Below are 21,310 nucleotides of genomic sequence, written 5' to 3'. Positions count from 1 at the left end.
GCACCGACACCGCAGGCAACACCGCGGCCAGCGCCGCCCACTGCGCGTCGGTCAGGTCATGCCGCCTCGTCACCGCTATGGTGTCCACGAGGTCTCCGGACTTGGTGCTTCTTGGTCGAACCACCAACTACCGGAGACCTCGCCTTTTCACGATCACCGCCACACCGACGAGCGGCCAGCAATCCACAACCACTTACCAAACACGGCCTAGGCCGACGAACAACACGGCGGCCATTGATCCGCTACGGCGCGCCGAGACGTCGGCATCAGGGGTGTGGAACATCCCGACGGTCGAAGGCGACACATCCGAGCAGGACAAGTCCGACGGCGACAATGCCCAGCGCGGCCAGGTTGCCTGTGTCGGCGGCTGCCAGCGGCGGGTTGCCGACGTGCGTGGTGGGAGTGAGGTCGAGCAACCACGGCGCGAGTTTCAGGCCGGGGCCGAGCAGTGCGACGAAGGTTGCTGCGGCATAGGCGGCCCACGCAGACCGGAAGCTGCGCGGCCATAGGCCGAACACAGCGAGCGCAAGACCGGCGAACACCAGTTCCGCGGGCAGGTAATCCAGACCGGCGCGCATGACGGTGCCGATGTGGTCGGTGTCTGCGACCGACCACGCGGTCGACAACGCGAGAACCGCCGAGGAGCCGGTCATGATGAGCGCCAGCCCAGCGGTGACCACGACGATGTGTGCGGTCAGCCAACGGCGACGGGACACCGTGCCAGCCAGTTGGGTCTCCAGCCGGCCCTCCACCTCCTCAGTGCGCAGCGTACCGATCGCCTGAACGACGTACCCTGCGCCGATGACGGCAAGGTAGAGGTGGGTCGTGGCAATGAACCCGTCCAACGGCCGGGCGCCACCGATGCCCATGGCGTCGCCGAGGGCAGCGTTGCCGGCCACCGCGTCGAGAAACTGCTGGGCCAGCGAGCCCATCAGCAGGGTGAGTAGAATTCCACCCGCCAGCCAGCCCACAGTCGGCGGGCGATGGACCCAACACGCGAAGCCGAGCGGTCGCCGCAGCAGGCCGTTCGCCCGGGGCGGGCCAGCACGGCCGCGCAGGAGCGCACTGCCGACGTCGCGGCGGGCGGCCAGCCACACGGCCGCACCCGCCGCGAGCATGCCGGCGACGACCGGTACGGCGAGCACCCACCAGCGTTGGTCGCCGAACGGCGCGGTCTTCTCCGCCCATCCCAGCGGGGACAGCCAGCTCACCCAGCTGCCGGTCACGTCGCCGACCCCGCGCAGCACATACGCTGCCACGAGTGCCAGTAGACTCCACATGTAGACACCGCGGCCGTGCAACACGAGCTGCGCCACCAGCGCCGCGCAGCCAGCGAACACAAAGGCCAGCGCACCGAGCGCACCGCTGTAGAGGATCGCGCCGGGTGCCGGAACCCCGACCACTGTCAGACCTGCGGCGAACAGGACTGACGCGGTGAGGATCGCCGCGGTGGCGACGGTGAGGGCGGCCAGGACCGGCTGGTGCCGGGCGATCCGGCCGCCGAGGATGGTCTCCAGCCGGCCTGACTCCTCTTCCCGCCGTGTCGACCCGGCAATCAGGCTGATGCCGAGCAACGGCAGCAGGAACGAGGCCAGGAACCCGAACTCGTCCTGGATCATCCCACCCAGACTGTCGACACCCTCGACCCGTCCGTTGATCGCGACGAGTGCGCCGCCGGAGGTCACCGCCTCGGCATAGGTGTGGATTTCAGCTGGGGTGTCGTAGAGCTCGGCGAGCGCGGCCGCCGTTGCGATCATGCTCGCCGCAAGGGCGGATATCCAGACCAGTACCCCACGGCGGTGGGTGCGCCAGACGATTCCGATCATCGTGCGCAGCTGGCCGGCCGGCCGCGACCGGGCGTTCATCGCGCGCCCCCGGTATGTGCCGCGCCGGTCGCCTGCGGATCGCGCGGCTCCCCGTACGTATGCAGGAACAGCACGTCGAGGCTTGGCGGGGTGACGGTGAGGGTCCGGATCCGCGCGGCGTGCAATCGCCCGATCACTGCATCCAGGTGGTCAGCGTCGATCGTGAACCTGCTGTCGACGTGCCCGTCCAGTCGCTCGCAGACGCAATCGGCCACCCCCTGCGCGCCGCTCAGCCCTTCTGGCGCCTCGACTGTGACCGCGTGCACCACGGTCCGCATGCGACGGCGCAGGTCGGCGAGGCTGCCGGTGGCCACGGTGCGGCCCCGGCGGATGATGCTCACCCGGTCCGCGAGAGCTTCGACCTCGCTGAGAATGTGGCTGGACAGCAGCACGGTGACGCCGTCGTCGCGTCGCTCACGCACGCACTGCTGGAAGACCTGCTCCATGAGCGGATCGAGCCCAGAGGTCGGTTCATCGAGGATGAGCAGGTCCGCGTCGGCGGGCAGCGCCGCGACCAGGGCAACCTTCTGCCGGTTGCCTTTGGAGTAGTCCCTGATCCGTTTCGTCGGGTCGAGCTCGAACCGCTGCGTGAGCTGATCCCGGCGCCGCTCATGGACCCGGCGGTGCGTCGCGCCGATGACGTCGAGGCACTGCCCACCAGTCAGTGCCGGCCACAGAGCGACGTCGCCAGCGACATACGCCACGCGCCCGTGCAGGACAGCCGCCGCTCGCCACGGGTCTGCGCCGAACAGCTCGACGTGACCGCGTGTGGTCCGGATCAGCCCGAGCAGGATCCGGATGGCGGTGACTTGCCCGCCCCGTTCGGGCCGAGGAAGCCGTGCACCTCGCCGGGGCCTACCGTCAGGTCCAAGCCGTCCAGCGCGCGGGCGTTGCCGAACGTCTTGATGACTTGCCGCATGTGGATGATGTGGCTGGGCTGCTGTTTCACGAGGGCTCCTCCCCGGATACGAACGCGCCATGGGTGTAGACGTCGGTGGCTTCTGCGGCCCAACGGGCGATGCCGTCCGGTGTGAGTGGATCCACACCGATCGCGGCCGCGACCTGATTGCGCAGCAGGATCAGTGCGAGGTCGTTGACCAGCAGGAACGCCGCCCGTACCGCCGGCGACTCAGCGGGGCGGGCGACGCCGATCTCCGTCATTGAGTCCAGGAGCCGGCGGGTGAGGGCGTACCAGCGGCCGAACAGCGCCGCGCCCGCCGGGTCGTTGACGAGCAACAGCCGGCGCAGATAGGCGGGCAGCGGCGAGCCCGGCGGGAACGCACGGGCGAACATCTCGGCGAGGGACGCTCCGCCACCTGCGGTCAGCGCCTCAGCCAATTCTCCCTCGTCCATCGCGAACAGCGCATCGAATGCCTGCGCAGCGTGGCTGTCCACCGCGGCCCGCAGGCCGTCCTTACTGCCGAAATGGTGGACCACCAACGCGGGCGACACGCCGGCCGCCGTAGCAATCTCCCGCACCGTGACGGCGTCGTGCCCATGCTCGGCGAACAGCCGCAGCGCGGCGTTGCGGATGTTCGCCCTCCCGGTGAGATCGATCGCCCTCGTCAGCCATTGAACGCATGTACAGCATATTAAACATTTGTTCAGTCAGCGGCAACCGATGCCGCACCCGTTCGAAGGAATCCCCTGCACGCAATACGGAGCAAAGGCGGAATTTGGGACCATGAGACGATGCCACGACGGACGCGCAATACTTACGGTCGTCTCCTCGTCCGACAGCGGGCCATCCGCATCGGTGTACTGGCCGCCGCCGCCGCAATCCTTGTCGCCGGTCAGCCGGCCACGGCGAACGGCACATCGACCGGTGAGCGGGTCGTCGCCAGGTACTCCTTCGACCAGCAGCTCGTCAACGGTGGAGCGGTGGACGAGAGCGGCCTCGGCCACGCGCTACGCCCGATCGCCGCCGACGGTGGACGGCTCGTGCTGGTTGCGCACGACAGCGGCCGGGCGGTGCGGTTTCCGCCGCGATGCAGCACGGCGCCCTGCCCACGCGCCGTGCTCAGCACCGACAGCACCGCGGCACTCAACCCGTACACCGCAGCACTGCGGTACGGCGCAAGCATCCGGCTGACCGAACCGCAGACGCCGACACAGACGCTGCTGCACAAGGGCGCCCGCGGCACCGGTGCCCGGTACGAACTTCGACTCGAAGGCATCGGTGCAACCCCGCACTGCGTCATCGCCGGACCGCAAGGCCGAGCCATCCACGCCGTCGCCGAGGGCGTGAACATCGCCGACGGCCGGTGGCACCGCCTGCAGTGCCACCGGTTCTCCGACATGCTGCAGGTCATCGTCGACGACCTGGTTCGTGGCACCGCTCCCCTACCGGCTCACCTGTCGATCGTCAACCGCGCGGCGCTCACCATCGGGGCGACGGGTAGCCGTCAGCACAACCGCCAGTTCCATGGGGTGCTCGACTTCGTCTGGATCTCCATCGGCTGACCGCCGGGTCCGGCGCTCGCCTTGTGCTACTGCGGCACGTCGGCACCGTTGTAGGTGCCCGCGAAGTGATGGGCCACCATGTCCAGGTAGTGCGGGCGGGCAAAGGTGTCGGGATCGTATTCCGGAGAAGCCTCGACCTGAGCCTTACTGCGGTTGAGCCGGATCAGCTGAGCGGCGGTGTCGACGGCGGCCACGGTCCCCGCCGGCAGCAGCATCTTGCGGCCGGCGATCCATTGCTCGTTGTCGACCACCAGGCACGTGGTGCCTAGCGCCGAGCTCGACTGGTCCACCACACCGACACAGCCGTCGGTCGCCTCCACCGTGAACCCGGTGAAGTCCTGGGTGCCAGTCGTGATGGCGGTGTCAAAGCCGTCACGCCACTGCCACACCTCATACGGGTTTGCCAACATCGCCAACTCCTTCGTGGTTGCTTCGTGGGCGCGGCACACGGGTGACACCCCGCTCATCGTCGAAGTGCCGATTCCATACCCGGCCACCGATGACGGCCGATGCAGCGACGACCACGACTCGAAAGACCCCGCTGACTCCATACGCGGGACAGTCTCCCGCTGCACCGACCGCTGTTCCATCAGCCTTGCCGCCGCACATGGCAGGCCATCTGCGAGCGTATGACGATTCGACGACGGCATCGCCACATGACCATGCGTCGTCGGCGTGACATTGCCGGCGTCACGCAACTGTCATGTGCCTGTCGAACGGTCACCACACCACCGGCGAAGCCTGGAAGCAGCCAACCATGACCCCGACGCCGGGAGGCACCATGCACACCATCGTCGAAGCACCCACCGTGCCCCAGGTGGAAGTCCTCGTGACCGAGGCACTGGACACGCAGGTGGCGCTGCGGCTGCGCCCAGTCCTCGACGACGCCGTGGCGTTGCACCCCTCCCACCTGATCGTCGACCTCACCGGCTGTCCACGCCTCGACGCCGCCGGCATCGACCTGCTGGTCGACGTGCATCGCCGCGTCTGGGCCGACGGTGGACGGCTCACCCTGCGTGGCATGTCAGCGCGCCTCTACCGGCTGCTGGAGATCGCCCGGGTCGACCGCGTCCTGCACACCGCGTCAGCCCCGCCCGGCTACCAGCCCCAGCACCGCGCCACCCGCCGCGCACCGGCATCCTCGCCGGACGACAGCCACCGCACCTCGCCGGCCGAAGAGGTCCGCTGGTGGGAACCGGCCTCCTCCGGCTGACTCCCGCCGCCTGCCACAAAGCTCCGTGCCGTTGCCGCGACACATCGGAGGTGACCGTGAAGCCCCACACCCTCGGCGGACGGTACCGGCTCGACGAGCCGGTCGGCTCCGGTGGGATGGCCACTGTCTGGCGCGGCTACGACCTGCGGCTGCAGCGCATCGTCGCGGTCAAGCTACCGGCATCCCACCTGGCCGGGTCGGTGCAGACGCAGCAACGGGTCACCATTGAGGCGCAGGCCGTCGCCCGGCTCACCCATCCCAACATCGCCGCGGTCTTCGACACGGGCCGCGTCCGCAGCGGGCTGCGCAACCGGCTGCCGTTCCTTGTCATGGAGTTCGTCGAAGGTCACAGCCTGCAGACCCGGCTGCGCGGAGTCCAACCGATGCACTGGACAACGGCGACGAGAATCTGCGGCCAGATCGCCGCCGCCCTCGCCGCAGCGCATGAGCGCGGTGTCGTGCACCGCGACGTGAAACCGGACAACGTCATGCTCAACCGGGACGTGGTGAAGGTCGTCGACTTCGGTCTTGCCGCGCTCCTGCCGATACCTGCCACATCGACGCGCATCCGGCTCGGCACGCCCGAGTACATGGCGCCGGAACAGCTGCGCGGCGAGCCGGTCACCGCAGCCGGCGACGTCTACGCCCTCGGGATGGTGCTGTACCGGCTCCTGACCGGCTCCCTGCCATGGCACGCGACAACCCGACGCGGCACCATCCGCATCCGTCAGTCCACGCCGGTCATCCGGATGCCACCGACATCCGGCGTGCCCGGCGACGTGATCGCCCTGTGCGACCGGTGCCTGTCCAACCAGCCTGAACATCGCCCCACCAGCCGGCAGGCCGCCGACGTGCTCCGCGCCGCGCTGATGAGGCACGACCCCGACCAGTCCGCACGAACAGCCACTGCACTGCCCCCAGCCAGCAGCTCGCCGACCGTCACCCCACGGGCCGCAGCACCACCACCGCCTGAAGCCGCACCGAGGCGGCCTGGCACGCGAAGGCTCCTCGCGGCGGGAGCCGCACTGGCCGGTCTCGCCTTGCTCGTGCACCCTCCGTGGACCGCACCCGACGGACTGCACCCGGCCGGGCAATCCGAAGCCGCCATCGGCGACAGCGGATGCACCGTGCGATACATCGCACACCGCACCACAGACGCGTTCAGGGCAGAGCTGACGCTGCGCGCCCCGGCTGCGGCGGGCTGGGCGCTCAGGCTGCTTCTCCCACCCGGGCAGCACGTGACCGCCGCGTCCAGGGTCGACTGGACCCAGGACGACCGCCACCTCACCCTGACCAGTGCCGCAACGGACGGAAACACCGCGGCGGCCACGATGTTCACGCTCACGGGCGAGCTCACCCAATCGGACGCTGCCGGCCCGACCGCCTTTCATCTCAACGGCGTCACCTGCCGATACGCAGTTACCGTCTACGCCACCGGGCCGCCCCGGCCGGCGGGGAACCCTCCAGCCGACGGTCTGTAGCGACCGTCGCCCCAGGCTACGCCGTAGGCGCCAAGGACGGTCCGATGAGCGCCGGTCCGTCGTGGCCATCACGCCGGCCTGCTTGACGTCGACCTCGTCGCAGTTCGTGCGTCGCGGGTCTGCCGGACGTCGCCGTAGGCGACCGCGGCGATCCCAGTCACGACAGCGGCCATCCCCACGACGTGTATCCACGCGAACGCCTCACCAAGCAGCAGATACGACAGCAGCAGAGCGCTGAGCGGCATCACCGCCATGAAACCTGACGCCGTTGTGCCCGACACCCGCATCATGCCGCGGAACCACAGCACCGACCCGAGTCCCATCGTGCCGGCGCCCCACCACAGCAGCGCGAGCCAGTCGGTCCAGCCCGGCCCCGACCACGCGAACCGAACCGCCTGCCACACCGCGAACGGCGCGAAGAGCACCGCCGCACCGACGGCTGCCCACACCGCGACCGCCAGCGGTGACAGGTCAGCGGTCAGCCGCTTGCCCAGCAGTGTGTACGTCGCCTCGCAGCACACCGCGCCGAACACCAGCAGGCTTCCAAGCAGCAGCTCGTCGCCAGACCCGCCGGAGGGGCCACCCAGATTGACCGCGGCGACCCCGGCGACGGCCAGCCCCAGTCCTGCGAGCTTCCAGGTCGTCAGCTTGTCGTGCAGAAACAGCACCGCCCCGATCGCGGTGACCGCCGGCGTGCTCGCCATGACGATCGCTCCGGCCGCGCCTGGCGCGTGCTGCATGCCGTAGAACAGCAGCAGCGTGAACCCGAACGTGCCGATCACCGCGATGCCAGCCACGAGCACCCAATCGCGTCCGCCAAGCTGGGGTCGTCCCTGCTGGGACGTGGCACACCGCACTGCAAGGGCGGGTAACAGCACCGCTGCAGCGGTCGCCATCCGCAGCTCGGAAGCAAGCATCGACGGAAACGCCTCGCCGACAACCTTACTGATCGGGGTCGCGCTGCCGAACAGCGCCATCCCGGCTGCCAGCAGCACATATGTCGACAATTGTGCCCGTTTTGACGCGCCGCCCTCTGCCATATGCGACCGCCTACCAATCCCGCGCCCGCTCGACGCGCCCGGCGGGCAACGATCTTGGCGCCGACCGTGGCCAGGACGGTGTTCCCGCGGAGGGCGTCAGCATGGCGATCGGCCGGATCGGGCCATGGTCGTAGTCCGTCACCGCTGCGAGGCATGTGGATCACACGGAGTGCTCGTCAGGGCCTCTCGCGGTGGACGGCGAGGCCGAGTCCGTCGATGCTGCGGATGAGCGCGACCAGCTGACGGAAGTCGACGGGTTTCTGGAGGTAGAACTGGGCCGGCACACCGAAGTCGCGCAGGATCTGCTCCTCCACCCGGGACGCGGTGAGCACGACGACCGTGAGGTTCGCGAGCCCGGGGTTGATCCGCACGCGGTCGAGCACAACCCGGCCGTCCACGCCCGGAAGGCGGAGATCCAACAGCAGTATGTCCGGGGTTGTGGCATCCCGGTAGGGCCCACGCCGCTCAAGGTAGTCGATGGCGTGTAAACCGTTGCCGAGAACGGTGATCCGGTTGCCGAGACGTGCTTCCTGCAATTCGTCGAGGGTGAGTGCGACGTCGCCGGCATCGTCCTCGACCAGCAGGATGTGTGCCGGCTCCAGCGGTCCGCCAGTCATGTCCGTTCCTTCGGTGTGCAGGTTGAAGCCGGCGCCGACCAGACTTCCCGGCACACCGACGCTCCCGATCCCTGCAGAAGCGGACACTTGCACAAATACAAACCTTGGTTACCAGCATAGAGCACCGCCTCACCGGAATCCATCAGGCTCCGGAGCGCCCCACGGCGCACCGCGGCCCGCCGGACCCGGCAGCGGGGATCAGATCGACGCGCCGTCGGCATCGATCTCGAAGTCACCAGACAGCAGTACCACTGCCGCGACGATCTTCAACGTCAGCAACGCTGCGACGACCCAGCCCAGCACCGTCCAGAGCGTCAGCACAAGTGCGATCACCAGACCGGCGGCCGTGACGCGCTGCCGCATCTGCCGACGTCGGCACTCTCGGGGGGCACGTGGCCGCAACTGGCTGAACGCTTCGACGAATTCCGGATCGTCGTTCCGCAGCGACCACTCGATCTGCGCCAGGCGCTCCCGATCATCTGGCGGTGACCCGCCGCTCATCGCACCAACGGCCGTTGCGGCTCGGCATTATGAGGAACATCTCCAAACACGGACATCATGCAATTATTGCACAGTTACAATAATTAGCACGTTCTCCAGCCCAGGTTCATCATCGCGTGACCGCATCACAACCTCCACCCACAAGAGGTCTCGATGGGTGAGCCACGGCGCAAAGCCGAGAGCCATCTCGGCCGGGTTTCCTGGCCGCAAACGTCGACGTCATCCGTCCAGCAGCGGTGACAACCACCGCGGCAGGGCCAGGCACGCGTCAACGGTCATCACGCGAACGATGTCCCCAAAGTGGCCGGCACCAGTGCCACGCTCCTGCGCCCGCCAGAAGGCTGAGCGGGCGAGCGATGTTCGTCCACTGACGAAATCCGGTCTGGTTCCTCGTCGCCCATCGCCTCGCGTCGCGCCCGAACCATGCACCGAGCGCACCCGTGGGGGCCGCTGCTCGTACATGCGCCGATCCAGCCGTGCCGAGTGAACAAACTCCAGGCGAGGGTCCAGGTGTGCATACTGGCGCCGAGATGTTCGACGACCAGGCCGCATCCGTCGCACACCAAACTGAAGTCCGTGCCGTCCTGCGTGTACAACACCGTCATGCAGACCCCGCCCTCCCGGTCACAGGCGGCGATCGGCAACTTCCGTCGCTCCGTCCCGTGCTTGCTATCCTCACCGGAAGCGATGGCGGCCGATCTTCGAGAACGTGACGATCGTACGACGGTCTCAGCTCGTCTCGCCCGGTCCGCATTTCCCGCCCGGGCCCTGCCGAGCGAGCGCTGACCGCGGGTGAACGACGCCATGCAGAGCACCGACTCGTCAGATCCGGCGGCTGGCGCGGCACCGCAGACGTCAGTTCCCTCTGCGCGGGCGTCCACGCCGCGAGGATCTCGGGCCGCCGACGGGCCTCGGCGAACGCCTACTGGTCGGGCTACGTCTTGTCACCCGGGATGTGCCTCATTCTGAAGGTCCCAGGCGGGACCGTGCGCGGTCAGCCCTGCGTCGCTGATGTCAGGCACCGCGTCCGCTGCCGACAGTTGCAGCAGGCGTCGCACCCGGGCTGACGGTCGCAGGAGAATCAACCGCCCTCCGCCTGCGGCCAGCCGGCGGTGAAGTTCGACGAGCAGGTCGACGCCGCCCAGTTCCACGGACGGGCACCGGGCGAGGTCGACGTGCAGATGGATCGGCTGTCGGGCCAACGAGCCACTGAGCATCGTGATGTACAGCGCCAGGTGTCCCACGTCGCGGGGACTGGTGACGACAGCGTCGAGCCGCACTGACTGCATGGTGTCTCTCCGATCCATGGCCAAGTCCCGTCCGGTCAGGTGCGGTTATGGACCCGGGTCATGCCGTGTCCGGTTGGGCCACGGCGAACACGGCGACGGAACGTTCACAGATGACGCCGTTGACAGCGAAGTCACCGGGCGGGGGCGCGTCGATCTGCTGCAGCTCGCCGGTCAGCGTGACAGCCACGAGCTGGCCGGAAGCCAGCGGCTCGGTGCCGGTGAGTGCCACCTGCGCGCCGGTCTGGGACCACGCCACGGCCGTGACGGCGGTGACGTGCTGTCCTGCGGGAGCTGTGAACTGCAGGCGCCAGGGCTTCTGCGTGCGGCCGCGGATCGCCAGATCCGCCGTGAAGGTCGCGCTGCTGCGGTGGCTGGTGTACCGGATGGCACACACGCCGGAGCCGGTGGGCGGATCGCTCGCCGAAGCGGTCAAGGGGCTGCCGACCGGATGGATCCAGCCCACAATCGCCGCGAGGATGGCGATCGCTGTCGCGACCGTCCGGCGGCTCGGTCGACGCAGGCGCTGCCGGGTCGGCAGTGCCCACGACGCGGGCGCCGTTGCGACCGACCGGGCTGCCCGGTGGACCGTCATCGGCACGCTGACGTCGACGGTCTCCGGGTCTGGGTCATGTTCGGCCAGCGTCTCGCGGACCACGCGGGCGATGTGCCGGCTGGACGGCCGCCACTGCGGGTCCTCTGACAGGCACTGCTCGCACAGCGCCACGATCGCCGCCGGCACACCTGCCACCGGCGGCATCCGGACGTGCGGGAATCGGCGCCGCTGCTGCAGCAGGCCGTGCCGGTCGGCTGCGGTCCACGGCAACGAGCCGGTCAGCATCTGCAGCAGCACGAGACCGAGCGCGTAGACGTCGGCGGCGGCAGTCACCGGTTCGCCCCGGATCTGTTCCGGTGCCATGTATTCCGGCGTGCCCAGCAGCACCCCTGCCGGACCGGCCGGCAGCACCCCGACGAACGCGGCGAGCCCGAAGTCGACGACCTTCACCCGGGACGGGGTAAGGATGATGTTGCCGGGTTTGATGTCGCGGTGCACAACGCGGTGCAGGTGCGCCGCTGCAAGCGCGTCGGCGATCTGGACCGTGATCCGCGCGGCCCGCTGCCATGGCATCGAGCCCTGCGCGCTCAACCGCTGGCAGAGGGTCTCACCGTCGACGAACTCCATGACCAGATACGGCACCCGTCCGCGCAGCCCCCGCCGTATATGTCCCGCGTCGTGGATGACGGCGATGTTCGGATGGACAAGGCGGGCGGCGGCGCGGGCTTCGATTTCGGCCCGTTCACGGGCCCGCGGCGACTCCGCCAGGTCGGGGCGCAGCAGCTTCACCGCAACGGTCCGATCGAGCCGGGCGTCGACGGCGCGCCACACGGATGCCATGCCACCGGTACCTACCTCGGTCATCAGCCGGTACCGTCCGCCAACCGTCGACATGATCGCAACACCTCCCAGACGTCCGTCCCGTGGTTCGGTGCCGCGTGGCGCCGGTGCTGCCATCCTCGCCACGGGGCATGGCGGACAGCCCGCGAAGACATGACAGTTGTACGACGAGGCGAGTGTCATGGAACTGTCATGGTCCTGCGGGAGCGCCTTCACACGGTCGGGGAAGGGTGAACCATCAGCCAAGTTCCTGGCTCTGGCCGGGTCCTGCGCATGTCCCGTAGACGCGGTGGTGGGGCGTTCCCCCGGCGTCCCACCACCGCCCCGGTCACGTTGCAGCGGTCAGGTGGGCAGCACGAGGTTGGCGTAGTCGGCGCCGGTCAGGCGGCCGTCTGACAGGGAGGCGTCCGCGCGGGGAACCCGCAGCGGCTGCCCGTCGTGCAGGAACGACACGGTGTCGACGTCGGCGCGGCTGGTGAGCGTGCACACGATCTGCCCGTAGGCGAGGACCTCGTCGCTGCGCCCGACCCCGTCTGAACGGCTACCAATTTCCACTGTCGCGTCACCGGCGCGGAGTTCGACCATGCCGGTGACAGTGATGCCCGTCAACGCACTGGTGTATCCGGCCTCCCGCTCGGTCGCGGTCGGGCCGGACAACAGATGCCGCAGCTGCTCGTCGATCGCCGGCATCCGCTCCGCCGGTCGGTGTACCGCGACGAGGCCGGCATCCCGCACCAGACATAGCAGCTCGACCGGCACACCGTTCGCCGGACTGGCCGTCTGCATCGTGGACGGAGGGCTCGGCCGACTACCGGCGGGAATCGGTCGAGGACTGTTCTCCGTCGGCACACCGCACCCTGCTGCCACCCACATCAGCACCAGTGCGGCGACAACACTGCCGATCCGCTTGGTCACGGCGACTCCCTGCGCAATTCGACTCTGAATCGGGCGCCGCCGCCCGGCCGGTCCAGCACGACCGCCCGGCCGTCATGCGCTGCGGCGTGCTGGGCGACGAGCGCCAGCCCGAGACCGGCACCGTCGTCGTCGGTGCGGGCGCGGGCAGCGCGACCGCGCACGAACCGGTCGAAGATCGTCGCCTTGTCCTCCGGGCTCACGCCGGGGCCTTCGTCGTCGACCTCGATGAACCAATGGTCGGCGCATGTCCCGACCCGCACCGCGGTGGCCCCTCCCCCGTACCTGGCCGCATTGTCCAGCAGGTTGCCGATGATCTGCTCGATACGGCGGCCGTCCACCAGCCACCGGGTCGACGTGTCGTCGACCGCGGTGACAAGGTCTGCCGGTAGTCGCCGGGTGCGGCAGGTCCGGCGGGCGACCTCCATGACGTCGACGTCGTCGCGTTGGACCGGCTGATCGCTTTTCGCCAGTTCGAGCAGGTCGTCGACGAGGGACTGGAACCGGTCGACCTCCTCGAGGATCAACCCGATCGCCAGCCCCGTGCGCTGGTCGAGATGATCCCGCCGGCGGGCCAGCACACTGGCCGACGCGGCCAGGGTCTGCAAGGGCGAGCGGAGTTCGTGGCTGACGTCCGCGGCGAACCGGCGGTCCTGCTCCAGGCGTTTCGCCAGCCGGTCGACCATGTCGTTGAACGAGGTGGTGAGCTGGACGAGGTCGGGCTCCACGGCCGGGTCGAGTCGGGTCGACAGGTCGCCGGCGGCGATCTCCTGGGCCACGCCGGCCACCGAACGCAGCGGGCGGGCGACGTAGCGGGCGGCGTACCAGCCGAGACCTGCCCCGGCGACGGCGGTGAGCGCGGCCACGATCGTCAACACCCAGCTCAACGTCCGCAGCGTCTGGTCCAGCTCCCGGTACAGGTCCACCTCGTACAGCGCGGCCGTGTTCGTCAGTGGGACACCGACGACGAGCGCGGGGACGCCGTTGACCCGCACGAGCTGCTTGCCCGCCTGCCCCTGCCGGACAAGGCGTTGCAGGCTCTGCGGCACCGCCTCGGTAGTGCCATCGTCTGCGGCACGGCCGAACCAGCTACCGTCGCGGTACAGTATCGCCCGCCGGTTCCCGCCGGTGTCCAGGGAGCGCAGCAGGTCCGCGACGTCGACCTGGTCCGTGAGCACGCCCTCGCGCAGGATCCGTGCATCGTAGGAGACTGTACGCACCGACACCCGTTCGCGTCCCTCCAGCAGTGAGCTGCGGGTGGCCTGGTACGTCGCGAACGCCATCGACGCCGACAGGAGCAAGGCGCCGACGGCGAACCCACCGACGACCCGTGTGCGCAGCCCGGCCCGTCTCATCGCTGCAACTTGTAGCCCATGCCACGGACCGTGACGAGCCGCTGCGGCACCCGCGGGTCAAGCTCGATCTTCTGCCGCAGCCGGCCCACATGCACGTCAACGAGCCGCTCGTCGCCGATCTCGTACTCCCACACCCGCTGCAGCAACTGCTGCCGCGACAGCACCAACCCGGGATGCTCCGCGAGCTCACACAACAACCGGAACTCGGTGTGGGTCACCGCCACCGGCTCACCCTGCAACCGCACCTCCCCTGCATCGGGCACGATCTCCAGCTCGCCGAACACCAGCTTCGGCATCACCGCTGGGACCGCACGAGCACGGCGCCGCAGTGCCCGCAACCGCGCCGAGAGCTCCTTGACGGCGACGGGCTTGACGAGGTAGTCGTCGGCGCCGGCCTCGAGTGCGGCGACGATGTCGTGGGTGTCGTCGCGGGCGCTGACCACCACGATCGGCACGTCGTCGTGGCGACGCATCTCCCGCACACAGTCGAAACCGTCCATGCCCGGCAGCATCAGGTCGACCAGGACGGTGTCGGCGGGCTCGGTCCGCTGCGCCTCAAGGCCCTCTTCCGCACTCGCCGCGCCACGAACCGTATATCCCTCATCCTCGAGGGCGAGGACCAGCGACAACCGGATCCGGTCGTCGTCCTCGATCACCAGTACACCTGCCATCACCGCATCATGCCCTCCCGATCCGTGCGCAATTTCGGCGGAGCACCGAATCTGCACGTTGTCACCTCGCTGGCGCCGGGACCTCCGGCACGGCCGAACGGTTCACACAGCCTGATCCGGTCCTCGACGCCGCAGCCAGTCCAGCGCCGCGACATAGTCGACGAAGGTCGGGAAGAAGCGTTCAAGGCAGAGCAGGCGCAGTGCGTTCAACGCGGACCCTGACGCGCCCACAATGCAAATTCGCCGGCCGCTGGCGAGCCCTCGCTCACGCGCCTGCATGAGCACGTCGAGCGTTGCCGTGTCGACGATGCGCAGCAGACTCAGGTCGAGCAGCAGGTGCCGGCCGACCACGGGTCCGTCCTGCAGCACAGCGTGCATCTCGACGTTGTCCAGAAGGCCAAGCCCACCGTTGAGATGCACGACAGCCACGTCATCCGACAGCACCTGGAGGGTGATCCGGCTACCGGTTGCACCGGCGAGGCCGTATTGCGGTTGCAGCGTCGCACTGATGGCGCCGGTGCGGCGGGGGGACGCCACACATCTGCCGCAGGCATGCGGTCCTACCGCGTGCGGTGTGCCATGCCAACCATCCAAGGTGAACAGGCTCCACACGACGTCCCAGTCGCGCATCGCCCCTGCAAGGTGGGGGATCAGATGACCGCATTCGTCACACACGAGGCTGAAGTCGGTGCCGTCCAGGCTCAGCAGCGCCGTCACAGCACGGCTTCCGTCGTGGGAGCCCGCCACCACCGCAGGTCTTCGCTTTGCTGATCGCTGGCCATCTGCCTGGAGCGTTGCCGTGCGCTGCGGTGTCGTGGCCGGTATCCGGATGGCCGGTCCGCGGACTGGAGGACCTCCTCCAGCCGCTCCGAGCGCAGTACCTGGTACACCTGCATCGACAGTCCGCGCAGCGTGAGCTGCCCGCCGCCGTCACGCAGGGTGCGATGCAGGTCGGTGAGCAGCGCCACGCCGGCCTGGTCGACGGTACCGCACCGGGTCAGGTCGATGATGAGTTCCGCGGGCCGCATCGCGATCATCTTCTCGATCAACCGGAGGTTGCGGCGTACCGAGTCCGCATCCAGGCCGTCGGTGACGGCAATCTCCACGGTGGGAGCCGTCCCAGTCGATGTGGCAGGCGGCATGCGGCTCCTTCAACGGATGTCGGTTCGTGTGGTGCGCCCGGGCCCACCGGCGACGGATCAGGCGGAGGGGACCGGTTTCCGGCTATGCGTCGCGCTGGCGGGCCCATCCCGATGCGCGAGGGCAACGACCGGTGCTGCCGGTCGGCGCTGAGCGACCCGATGCTTCGGGCGGTAGCCCGCAGGTGTCGGCGCCTGCGGCGGGACCAGATCCAGCCGGGGATTCATGCCCCGGAGGGTGAGCCGTCCCCCAATGGCCCACATCCGTTCGTGGACACCGGCAAGCAGCGCCGTTCCGGTGTGGTCGACGTCTGTGCAACCGGTGAGGTCGACGACGAGGTGTGCCGGGCGGGTCGCCACAGCGTCGTCGAGCAGACGCCGCCAGTGGGTCAGTGTGGCGGTGTTCAACGATCCCGTGACGACGACCTGGATGCGCGGAACGATCGGGGTGGTCACGTGGCCTCCCGGGCGGATGTCCGATACCTGCCTTACCCTGCGCTGTCCATGTGGAGGAGATTCGGCAGCGGTGTGACGGTTCCATGACGTCCCTGCGCCGGCTGCGGCAGCCGGGACAGCGCCGCTGAGCGGCAGATGTCACGCAACTGTCACAGGGTTGAGAGTTGTCCGCCGAACCCCGTGGTGACGCTGGCACGCATGGCCCGGAGGGAGATGTCATGCAGCCGATAGCTCAAACGCCCGCGACGCGGTTGGTGGAGGTGCTGGTCACCGACCCCCTCGACACCGGTGCGGTGCCGCACGTCCGGGCGCTGCTCGACGACGCCGCCGCGCTGCGACCGGCGGACCTCGTCGTCGACCTGACCGCCTGCGCATACGTCGACGCCGCCGGCATCGGGGTACTCCTCGACGTGCACCGCAGGGTCTGGAGCGACGGCGGCCGTCTCACGCTGCGCGGCCTTTCGCCGAAGGTTGCGCGCACCCTAGAGCTGGCCAGGGTCGATCGGGTCCTGCAGGTCACTGAGGGGTCGGCGAGGCCGCCAGCGGGTTCGTCATAGAACTGTCATCTGTTCGCGGGACGGCTGCCATGCCCCGTCAGCAGGGTGGGGTCTTGTCCGCATCACCCGATAGGGGCCCCGATTGACTGCGCTGCTCAGCCACGACAGCACCAACTTCACCCTCGCCTGCGACGGATGCGGCCAACTGGTCACCAACCTCGCCCCGACGATGGGTACCTGGGACGTCGTGTGGAGCCTGTTCAGCCAGGACGGCTGGACCGGCGACGACCTCGCGACCGGCCCGCACACCTGCGGCCGCTGCGCCCGGACATCACCGCCGCGGATGGTTGAGCAGGCGTTGACGCGCGAACGCACGACGCCCGCCACGCGCCAGTCACGCCGGCTGACCGTCACCCACGTCGCCGGCGTGGTGGTCGTGACGCTGAACGGCAACCCTGACCTTGCCATCAACGCTCGCCTGCGAGACCTCGTCCTCGACCTGCACGGGCGGGTCCGGCGCCTCGCCGTCGACGTGACCAGGGTGTCGCGGCTGGATTCCGGCGCCTTGGACGTGCTGGTGCAGGCCAGCCGCCTCTGCATCGACGTGTGCCTCGTCGGAGCGGGCCAGCAGATCCACTACTCGCTGCGGCTGCTCAACCTCGACCGGCTGTTCCGGACCTGCCAGACCCTGCCGGAGGCGCTGTCCGACGGTCAGACCGTCGACGTGTCACTGCCGTCGACGGGCGTACCACGGTCCGACCGGGTCGAAGCACTGTGACCGCCTCGGTCAGCACCAGCATCGAACACAACGGCACGGTGGTCATCACCGTGCGGGGCACGATCGAGCACGCCACGATCGCGCCGCTGTGTGACACGATCAACTACGTCGTCGAGCAGCACCGGCCCGCAACCGTGCATATCGACCTGCAATTCGTCACCTACATCGACGCTACCGCGGTCAGCGCGCTCGACGCGTGCCGGCGCAGCGCCCGCAACGGCGGGACGAGTGTGGTGCTGCGCAGCGCCAGCGCCGCCGTCGAACGGACGCTGCAGACGTCGGGGATGTTCAGCGACCACGGCCGATGAATACCCTGTCGACCTTCACCGAGCCAAAGGGTTGACCCAGCTGATGCCCACTGCCGCGAAGCACGACTTCGTTGTCGTTACCGGGTACCTACCGGTCGATCCGATCCCGGGCGGCAGCGGCCGGGTGCGGTGGCGGGCGAGCCGCAGCGGCGTGAACGCCGCGCTGCACCCGATCGTCGCGCGCCGGCACGGTACATGGATCGGCTGGCACGGTCTCACCGATCGGCAGCTCGGCCCGTTCGACTGGGACGGGATCAGCGTGCAACCGGTGCCGATGCCGGCAACCGATGCCACCGATCACCTCGGCGGACACTGCGAGACGTCGCTGGCACCGCTCTACCACGACGGTGTGGAGCCGCCCCAGTTCGACCGACGCTGGCGGCAGGCGTACCGACGGGTCAACGACCGCTACAGCCGCGCAGTTGCCAACATCGCCGCGCCAGGCGCAACCGTCTGGGTCCACGACTATCAGCTCCAGCTCGTGCCCGCGATGCTGCGCGTGCTGCGCCCGGACCTCCTGATCGGGTTCTTCCTGCACACACCGTTCCCACCGATCGAACTGTTCGAGAAGCTGCCGCAGCGCGACGAGATCCTCGGTGGGCTCCTCGGCGCGGATCTGGTCGGATTCCAGAGCCGGCGGGCCTGCGCCAACTTCTGCCAGGCGGTCACCGAGTCCGGCGAGTACCGGATGGACGCCGACGTGGTCCACCCCGGCGGACGGCGAACCTCGCTCGGCGTCTTTCCCGTCTCCGTCGACACCGCCGGCTTCGAGCGGCGGGCCCGGGACCCGCAGACCCGGCGCCGGGCAGCCCAGATCCGCGCCGAGCTCGGCGAACCACGCACCGTCCTGCTCGCCGTCGACCACCTCGACCCGGCGAAAGGCATCGAACAGCGCCTCGACGCCTACCACGAACTGCTCGCCGAGGAACGCCTCGATCCGACCACAACACTGCTCATCCAGGTGGCTGTGCCCGGCCGGCAGCACGGCACGGAACGGCCAGACGCTTGGGCCCGGGTCGAGCGTAAGGTCGCGCAGATCAACGGCCTGTACAGCTGGATCACCCGACCGGCGGTGCACTTCCTACACCAGGCACTCACGCAACAGGAACTCGTCGCGCTCTACCTGGCCGCCGACGTCATGCTCGCCACACCGCTGCGGGCCGGCATGAACATCAATGCCATGGAGTACCTGGCCTGCCGCACCGACGGCACAGGAACCCTCCTCCTCAGCGAAGGATCCGGCGCCGCCGCCGGCCTGCCCGAAGCGGTCACCGTGAACCCGTACGACATCGACACCTTCAAGTCCGCGATCCTCGCCGCGATCGGGTCCAGGAACTCGGATGGCCGGCGGATCAAGATGCGTGCAATGCGGCGCCGGCTCCGCGAGTACGACGTCCACCGGTGGGCCGCCCAGTACCTCGACGCCCTCAACAACACCGCAGCACATCCACTACCACCCGGCTCGAAGCTCCACGGCCGGACTCCGGCGCCTATGCCCAGCGGCCTCACGCGCTGATCGGACCTGTCCAGACGGCGGCGAGTCCGTGGCATCGCTCCGCGTGAGCGCGGAGCGGCACGAAGTCATGTGGGTAGGGGAAGGAAGGCCGCTCGATGGTCAGCCGCGGGGCGTCGCGGCGCAGTGGGTAATGGGTACGGCGCGCTCAACCTGCGTCTGGCCATGGCGATCCTCGGTCTCCTTTCCGCCGGATTCGCCGTGTTGCTGCTGCGGGCCGACCTGCTGATGTTCGGCTGGCTGTTCATCGTGCTTGCCGTCGTCGCTGTTGTCGATCTGGTCATCCTGCAGCTGCGACGCCGAGTCCGTCGCCGCGCCGGAGGCGACGGCCATTCGCTCTTCGGATGGTCGTCAACTTCGATCGCTGGCCAATGTGCCGTCGGACATCCACGCCCTCCATGTCGCGGCCGCGACGTCAACCTGTCGGGCAGGTCTGCGTCCGGCGCAAATTCGGTCCTGATGGCCCACCGCCCGTCCGGCGGCTGCATCCATCAATGAAGTCAGGGTGCCCAACTGTGTTTGCCACCCGGCGACGGGGTAGCGCGGGTTCTCGTAGCCGCGCGGCACACGACCGGTACCGGAGGTATGGCATGAATCTGACGATCACCCGTTCGAACCGCGGCACGCACGACATGGTGCGGGTGGGTGGTTGTATCGACGCGTCGTCGGTGCCATATCTGCGTCAGGTGCTGTTTGACCTGTTCGACAGCGGCAGACATCGTATCGTCGTGGGCGTGGCCGAGGTCCGGCTGATCGACGCAGCGTCGGTACGGGTGCTGCTGTACCTGCGACAGCGGGCGAAGGATGACGGCGGCTACCTGCGGCTCGCCGGCGCCACCGGCACCGTGCGGCAGGTGCTGGAAATTGCCGGCGTGGCCAAGGCGTTGGGGATCGACGGCGGGGCGGACTTCGACGACGACGGCAGCGACGCGATTCCGGTGGACCTGGACGGCCTGCGGCTTACGGGTCGGCATTGGCCGGCGGACGTCACCGGCGAGCTCACCCGGCTGCACACCGGAGACCTGGACCCGGCGGCGAGCGCACGGATGCGAGACGCGATCGTGCGGTCGTGCATACCGGCCGCGCAACGCCTCGCCCACCGATACAGCCGCTCCGCCGAACCGGCCGCAGACCTGGAGCAGGTCGCGTGTGTGGGACTGCTCAAGGCCGTCGACGGGTTCGACCCCGGTCGTGGCACGGAGTTCCCGGTGTACGCGACGACGACCATTGTCGGGGAGCTCAGGCGCCACTTCCGGGACCGGGTCTGGTCGATGCACGTGCCGCGCCACCTGCAGGAGCTGTGGCTGGAGGTACGGCGCAGTCGCGAGGAGCTGACCTCGGCGCTGGGGCGCTCTCCGGGGGTGCAGGACATCGCCGAGCACCTGGACCTGAACGACCGGCAGGTGGCGGAGGTCATAGGACTGGGCTCTTCCTTTCGCCCCCTGTCCCTGAACGTGCTCACCGCCGCCGACGACGTCACCATCATCGATCAGCTCGGCGGCAACGACCCGCAGCTGGGTCATGTCGAATACCGCGAGTCGCTGCGGGTGCTGCTCGCCCAACTCCCTGCCCGCAGCCAGCGGATTCTGGCGCTGCGCTATTACGGCGGCCTGACCCAGCACGAGATCGCCGACCATGTCGGCCTGTCGCAGATGCACGTGTCCCGTATCCTGCGCCAGGCGCTGCAGACGCTACGCCGGCGGCTGGAGGAGATTCCCGGCTAGGTCGTGTGTCGAACTCGGGCGTGGTGCTTGACCTGCCCTGACGTGGTTGGGTGCGTGTCGGAGATCGACAATGGGCGAGGTCTCCGGTAGTTGGT

General features: G+C 68.9%; 23 protein-coding genes and 1 pseudogene. 8 read left to right on the top strand and 16 right to left on the bottom strand.

Annotated elements, in window-relative coordinates; all coding sequences use genetic code 11:
- Nucleotides 1-266: 266 nt before the first annotated feature.
- The 3 genes and pseudogenes from OP18_RS48545 to OP18_RS48535 all read right to left on the bottom strand — a co-directional run bounded on the left by OP18_RS48545 (nt 267) and on the right by OP18_RS48535 (nt 3,398).
- Entirely contained in the window at nt 267-1,826 is a 1,560-nt protein-coding gene (locus tag OP18_RS48545) for an ABC transporter permease (protein WP_033367232.1), read from the bottom strand.
- 35 nt (nt 1,827-1,861) lie between these two features.
- A pseudogene (locus tag OP18_RS51775) lies at nt 1,862-2,784 on the bottom strand (ABC transporter ATP-binding protein).
- Nucleotides 2,785-2,810: 26 nt separating this feature from the next.
- A complete protein-coding gene (locus OP18_RS48535; RefSeq protein ID WP_260710610.1) occupies nt 2,811-3,398 on the bottom strand; it encodes a TetR/AcrR family transcriptional regulator in 588 nt (195 codons plus the stop codon).
- 159 nt (nt 3,399-3,557) lie between these two features.
- On the opposite strand from OP18_RS48535, the gene OP18_RS48530 reads away from it, so the two are divergent.
- A complete protein-coding gene (locus OP18_RS48530) occupies nt 3,558-4,328 on the top strand; it encodes a LamG domain-containing protein (RefSeq protein ID WP_156090324.1) in 771 nt (256 codons plus the stop codon).
- A gap of 26 nt (nt 4,329-4,354) precedes the next feature.
- Here OP18_RS48530 and OP18_RS56495 read toward each other — a convergent pair whose 3' ends face one another.
- A complete protein-coding gene (locus OP18_RS56495; protein ID WP_156090323.1) occupies nt 4,355-4,738 on the bottom strand; it encodes a PRC-barrel domain containing protein in 384 nt (127 codons plus the stop codon).
- Between the two features lie 347 nt (nt 4,739-5,085).
- On the opposite strand from OP18_RS56495, the gene OP18_RS48520 reads away from it, so the two are divergent.
- The gene (locus OP18_RS48520; protein ID WP_162189938.1) at nt 5,086-5,541 is read left to right on the top strand and encodes an STAS domain-containing protein; all 456 of its coding nucleotides are present in this window, start codon (nt 5,086-5,088) and stop codon (nt 5,539-5,541) included.
- A 50-nt stretch (nt 5,542-5,591) separates the two neighbouring features.
- Nucleotides 5,592-7,022 carry a serine/threonine-protein kinase gene (locus OP18_RS54220; RefSeq protein WP_052388491.1) on the top strand — a complete coding sequence of 477 codons (1,431 nt, stop codon included), beginning with the start codon at nt 5,592-5,594 and terminating at the stop codon, nt 7,020-7,022.
- Nucleotides 7,023-7,090: 68 nt separating this feature from the next.
- Here the strand turns inward: OP18_RS54220 and OP18_RS48510 are convergent, their stop codons facing one another.
- From OP18_RS48510 to OP18_RS56485, 11 genes are all read right to left on the bottom strand, one after another.
- On the bottom strand, nt 7,091-8,017 hold the full coding sequence (locus tag OP18_RS48510) for a DMT family transporter (RefSeq protein WP_162189937.1): 927 nt from the start codon (nt 8,015-8,017) through the stop codon (nt 7,091-7,093).
- Between the two features lie 221 nt (nt 8,018-8,238).
- Nucleotides 8,239-8,733, bottom strand: coding sequence for a response regulator (locus OP18_RS48505; RefSeq protein ID WP_211273910.1), 495 nt, complete (start codon nt 8,731-8,733; stop codon nt 8,239-8,241).
- 144 nt (nt 8,734-8,877) lie between these two features.
- Complete coding sequence (locus OP18_RS56490; RefSeq protein WP_081971788.1) at nt 8,878-9,180, bottom strand: DUF3040 domain-containing protein; 303 nt, start codon at nt 9,178-9,180, stop codon at nt 8,878-8,880.
- Nucleotides 9,181-10,124: 944 nt separating this feature from the next.
- Nucleotides 10,125-10,460: an STAS domain-containing protein gene (locus OP18_RS48495; RefSeq protein ID WP_156090321.1), complete on the bottom strand. Its 336-nt coding sequence runs from the start codon at nt 10,458-10,460 to the stop codon at nt 10,125-10,127.
- A gap of 67 nt (nt 10,461-10,527) precedes the next feature.
- On the bottom strand, nt 10,528-11,979 hold the full coding sequence (locus OP18_RS54215; RefSeq protein WP_162189936.1) for a serine/threonine-protein kinase: 1,452 nt from the start codon (nt 11,977-11,979) through the stop codon (nt 10,528-10,530).
- 225 nt (nt 11,980-12,204) lie between these two features.
- Nucleotides 12,205-12,777 (bottom strand): GerMN domain-containing protein, encoded by a 573-nt coding sequence (locus OP18_RS48485; protein ID WP_245635793.1) that lies wholly within the window; start codon nt 12,775-12,777, stop codon nt 12,205-12,207.
- Nucleotides 12,774-14,129, bottom strand: coding sequence for a sensor histidine kinase (locus tag OP18_RS48480; protein WP_033367222.1), 1,356 nt, complete (start codon nt 14,127-14,129; stop codon nt 12,774-12,776). Before OP18_RS48480 ends, OP18_RS48485 begins: the two co-directional genes overlap by 4 nt.
- A complete protein-coding gene (locus tag OP18_RS48475) occupies nt 14,126-14,800 on the bottom strand; it encodes a response regulator transcription factor (RefSeq protein ID WP_033367220.1) in 675 nt (224 codons plus the stop codon). Before OP18_RS48475 ends, OP18_RS48480 begins: the two co-directional genes overlap by 4 nt.
- Nucleotides 14,801-14,902: 102 nt before the next feature.
- Entirely contained in the window at nt 14,903-15,517 is a 615-nt protein-coding gene (locus OP18_RS48470; RefSeq protein WP_033367218.1) for an STAS domain-containing protein, read from the bottom strand.
- The gene (locus OP18_RS48465) at nt 15,514-15,906 is read right to left on the bottom strand and encodes an STAS domain-containing protein (protein ID WP_033367215.1); all 393 of its coding nucleotides are present in this window, start codon (nt 15,904-15,906) and stop codon (nt 15,514-15,516) included. Before OP18_RS48465 ends, OP18_RS48470 begins: the two co-directional genes overlap by 4 nt.
- Nucleotides 15,907-15,999: 93 nt before the next feature.
- A complete protein-coding gene (locus OP18_RS56485; protein ID WP_162189935.1) occupies nt 16,000-16,395 on the bottom strand; it encodes an STAS domain-containing protein in 396 nt (131 codons plus the stop codon).
- 218 nt (nt 16,396-16,613) lie between these two features.
- Between OP18_RS56485 and OP18_RS54210 the strand changes: the two genes are divergently transcribed.
- The 4 genes from OP18_RS54210 to OP18_RS48445 all read left to right on the top strand — a co-directional run bounded on the left by OP18_RS54210 (nt 16,614) and on the right by OP18_RS48445 (nt 19,494).
- Nucleotides 16,614-16,952, top strand: a complete 339-nt coding sequence (locus OP18_RS54210; protein WP_052388488.1) for an STAS domain-containing protein — start codon at nt 16,614-16,616, stop codon at nt 16,950-16,952.
- An 82-nt stretch (nt 16,953-17,034) separates the two neighbouring features.
- The gene (locus tag OP18_RS58960; protein WP_033367213.1) at nt 17,035-17,670 is read left to right on the top strand and encodes an STAS domain-containing protein; all 636 of its coding nucleotides are present in this window, start codon (nt 17,035-17,037) and stop codon (nt 17,668-17,670) included.
- Nucleotides 17,671-17,708: 38 nt separating this feature from the next.
- Nucleotides 17,709-17,978 (top strand): STAS domain-containing protein, encoded by a 270-nt coding sequence (locus OP18_RS58955; RefSeq protein ID WP_162189934.1) that lies wholly within the window; start codon nt 17,709-17,711, stop codon nt 17,976-17,978.
- Between the two features lie 43 nt (nt 17,979-18,021).
- Nucleotides 18,022-19,494, top strand: a complete 1,473-nt coding sequence (locus tag OP18_RS48445) for an alpha,alpha-trehalose-phosphate synthase (UDP-forming) (protein WP_081971791.1) — start codon at nt 18,022-18,024, stop codon at nt 19,492-19,494.
- A 99-nt stretch (nt 19,495-19,593) separates the two neighbouring features.
- Here the strand turns inward: OP18_RS48445 and OP18_RS60105 are convergent, their stop codons facing one another.
- Nucleotides 19,594-19,824 carry a hypothetical protein gene (locus tag OP18_RS60105; RefSeq protein WP_033367209.1) on the bottom strand — a complete coding sequence of 77 codons (231 nt, stop codon included), beginning with the start codon at nt 19,822-19,824 and terminating at the stop codon, nt 19,594-19,596.
- A gap of 257 nt (nt 19,825-20,081) precedes the next feature.
- On the opposite strand from OP18_RS60105, the gene OP18_RS54205 reads away from it, so the two are divergent.
- On the top strand, nt 20,082-21,215 hold the full coding sequence (locus OP18_RS54205; protein ID WP_052388487.1) for a SigB/SigF/SigG family RNA polymerase sigma factor: 1,134 nt from the start codon (nt 20,082-20,084) through the stop codon (nt 21,213-21,215).
- Nucleotides 21,216-21,310 lie beyond the last annotated feature (95 nt).

The organism is Dactylosporangium aurantiacum, from assembly GCF_000716715.1.
GTDB classification, from domain to species: Bacteria; Actinomycetota; Actinomycetes; order Mycobacteriales; family Micromonosporaceae; genus Dactylosporangium; species Dactylosporangium aurantiacum.
The sequence above is the reverse complement of the archived record's forward strand: the minus strand, read 5'-3'. Positions and strand labels throughout refer to the sequence as shown.

Excerpts from the sequence above, each read along its gene's own strand:
- OP18_RS48545 (WP_033367232.1), bottom strand. The coding sequence starts at position 1,826 with ATGATCGGAATCGTCTGGCGCACCCACCGCCGTGGGGTACTGGTCTGG.
- OP18_RS48530 (WP_156090324.1), top strand. The coding sequence starts at position 3,558 with ATGCCACGACGGACGCGCAATACTTACGGTCGTCTCCTCGTCCGACAG.
- OP18_RS56495 (WP_156090323.1), bottom strand. The coding sequence starts at position 4,738 with ATGTTGGCAAACCCGTATGAGGTGTGGCAGTGGCGTGACGGCTTTGAC.
- OP18_RS48520 (WP_162189938.1), top strand. The coding sequence starts at position 5,086 with ATGACCCCGACGCCGGGAGGCACCATGCACACCATCGTCGAAGCACCC.
- OP18_RS56490 (WP_081971788.1), bottom strand. The coding sequence starts at position 9,180 with ATGAGCGGCGGGTCACCGCCAGATGATCGGGAGCGCCTGGCGCAGATC.
- OP18_RS54215 (WP_162189936.1), bottom strand. The coding sequence starts at position 11,979 with ATGGCAGCACCGGCGCCACGCGGCACCGAACCACGGGACGGACGTCTG.
- OP18_RS48480 (WP_033367222.1), bottom strand. The coding sequence starts at position 14,129 with ATGAGACGGGCCGGGCTGCGCACACGGGTCGTCGGTGGGTTCGCCGTC.
- OP18_RS48475 (WP_033367220.1), bottom strand. The coding sequence starts at position 14,800 with ATGGCAGGTGTACTGGTGATCGAGGACGACGACCGGATCCGGTTGTCG.
- OP18_RS54210 (WP_052388488.1), top strand. The coding sequence starts at position 16,614 with ATGCAGCCGATAGCTCAAACGCCCGCGACGCGGTTGGTGGAGGTGCTG.
- OP18_RS48445 (WP_081971791.1), top strand. The coding sequence starts at position 18,022 with ATGCCCACTGCCGCGAAGCACGACTTCGTTGTCGTTACCGGGTACCTA.
- OP18_RS60105 (WP_033367209.1), bottom strand. The coding sequence starts at position 19,824 with ATGGCCGTCGCCTCCGGCGCGGCGACGGACTCGGCGTCGCAGCTGCAG.
- OP18_RS54205 (WP_052388487.1), top strand. The coding sequence starts at position 20,082 with ATGAATCTGACGATCACCCGTTCGAACCGCGGCACGCACGACATGGTG.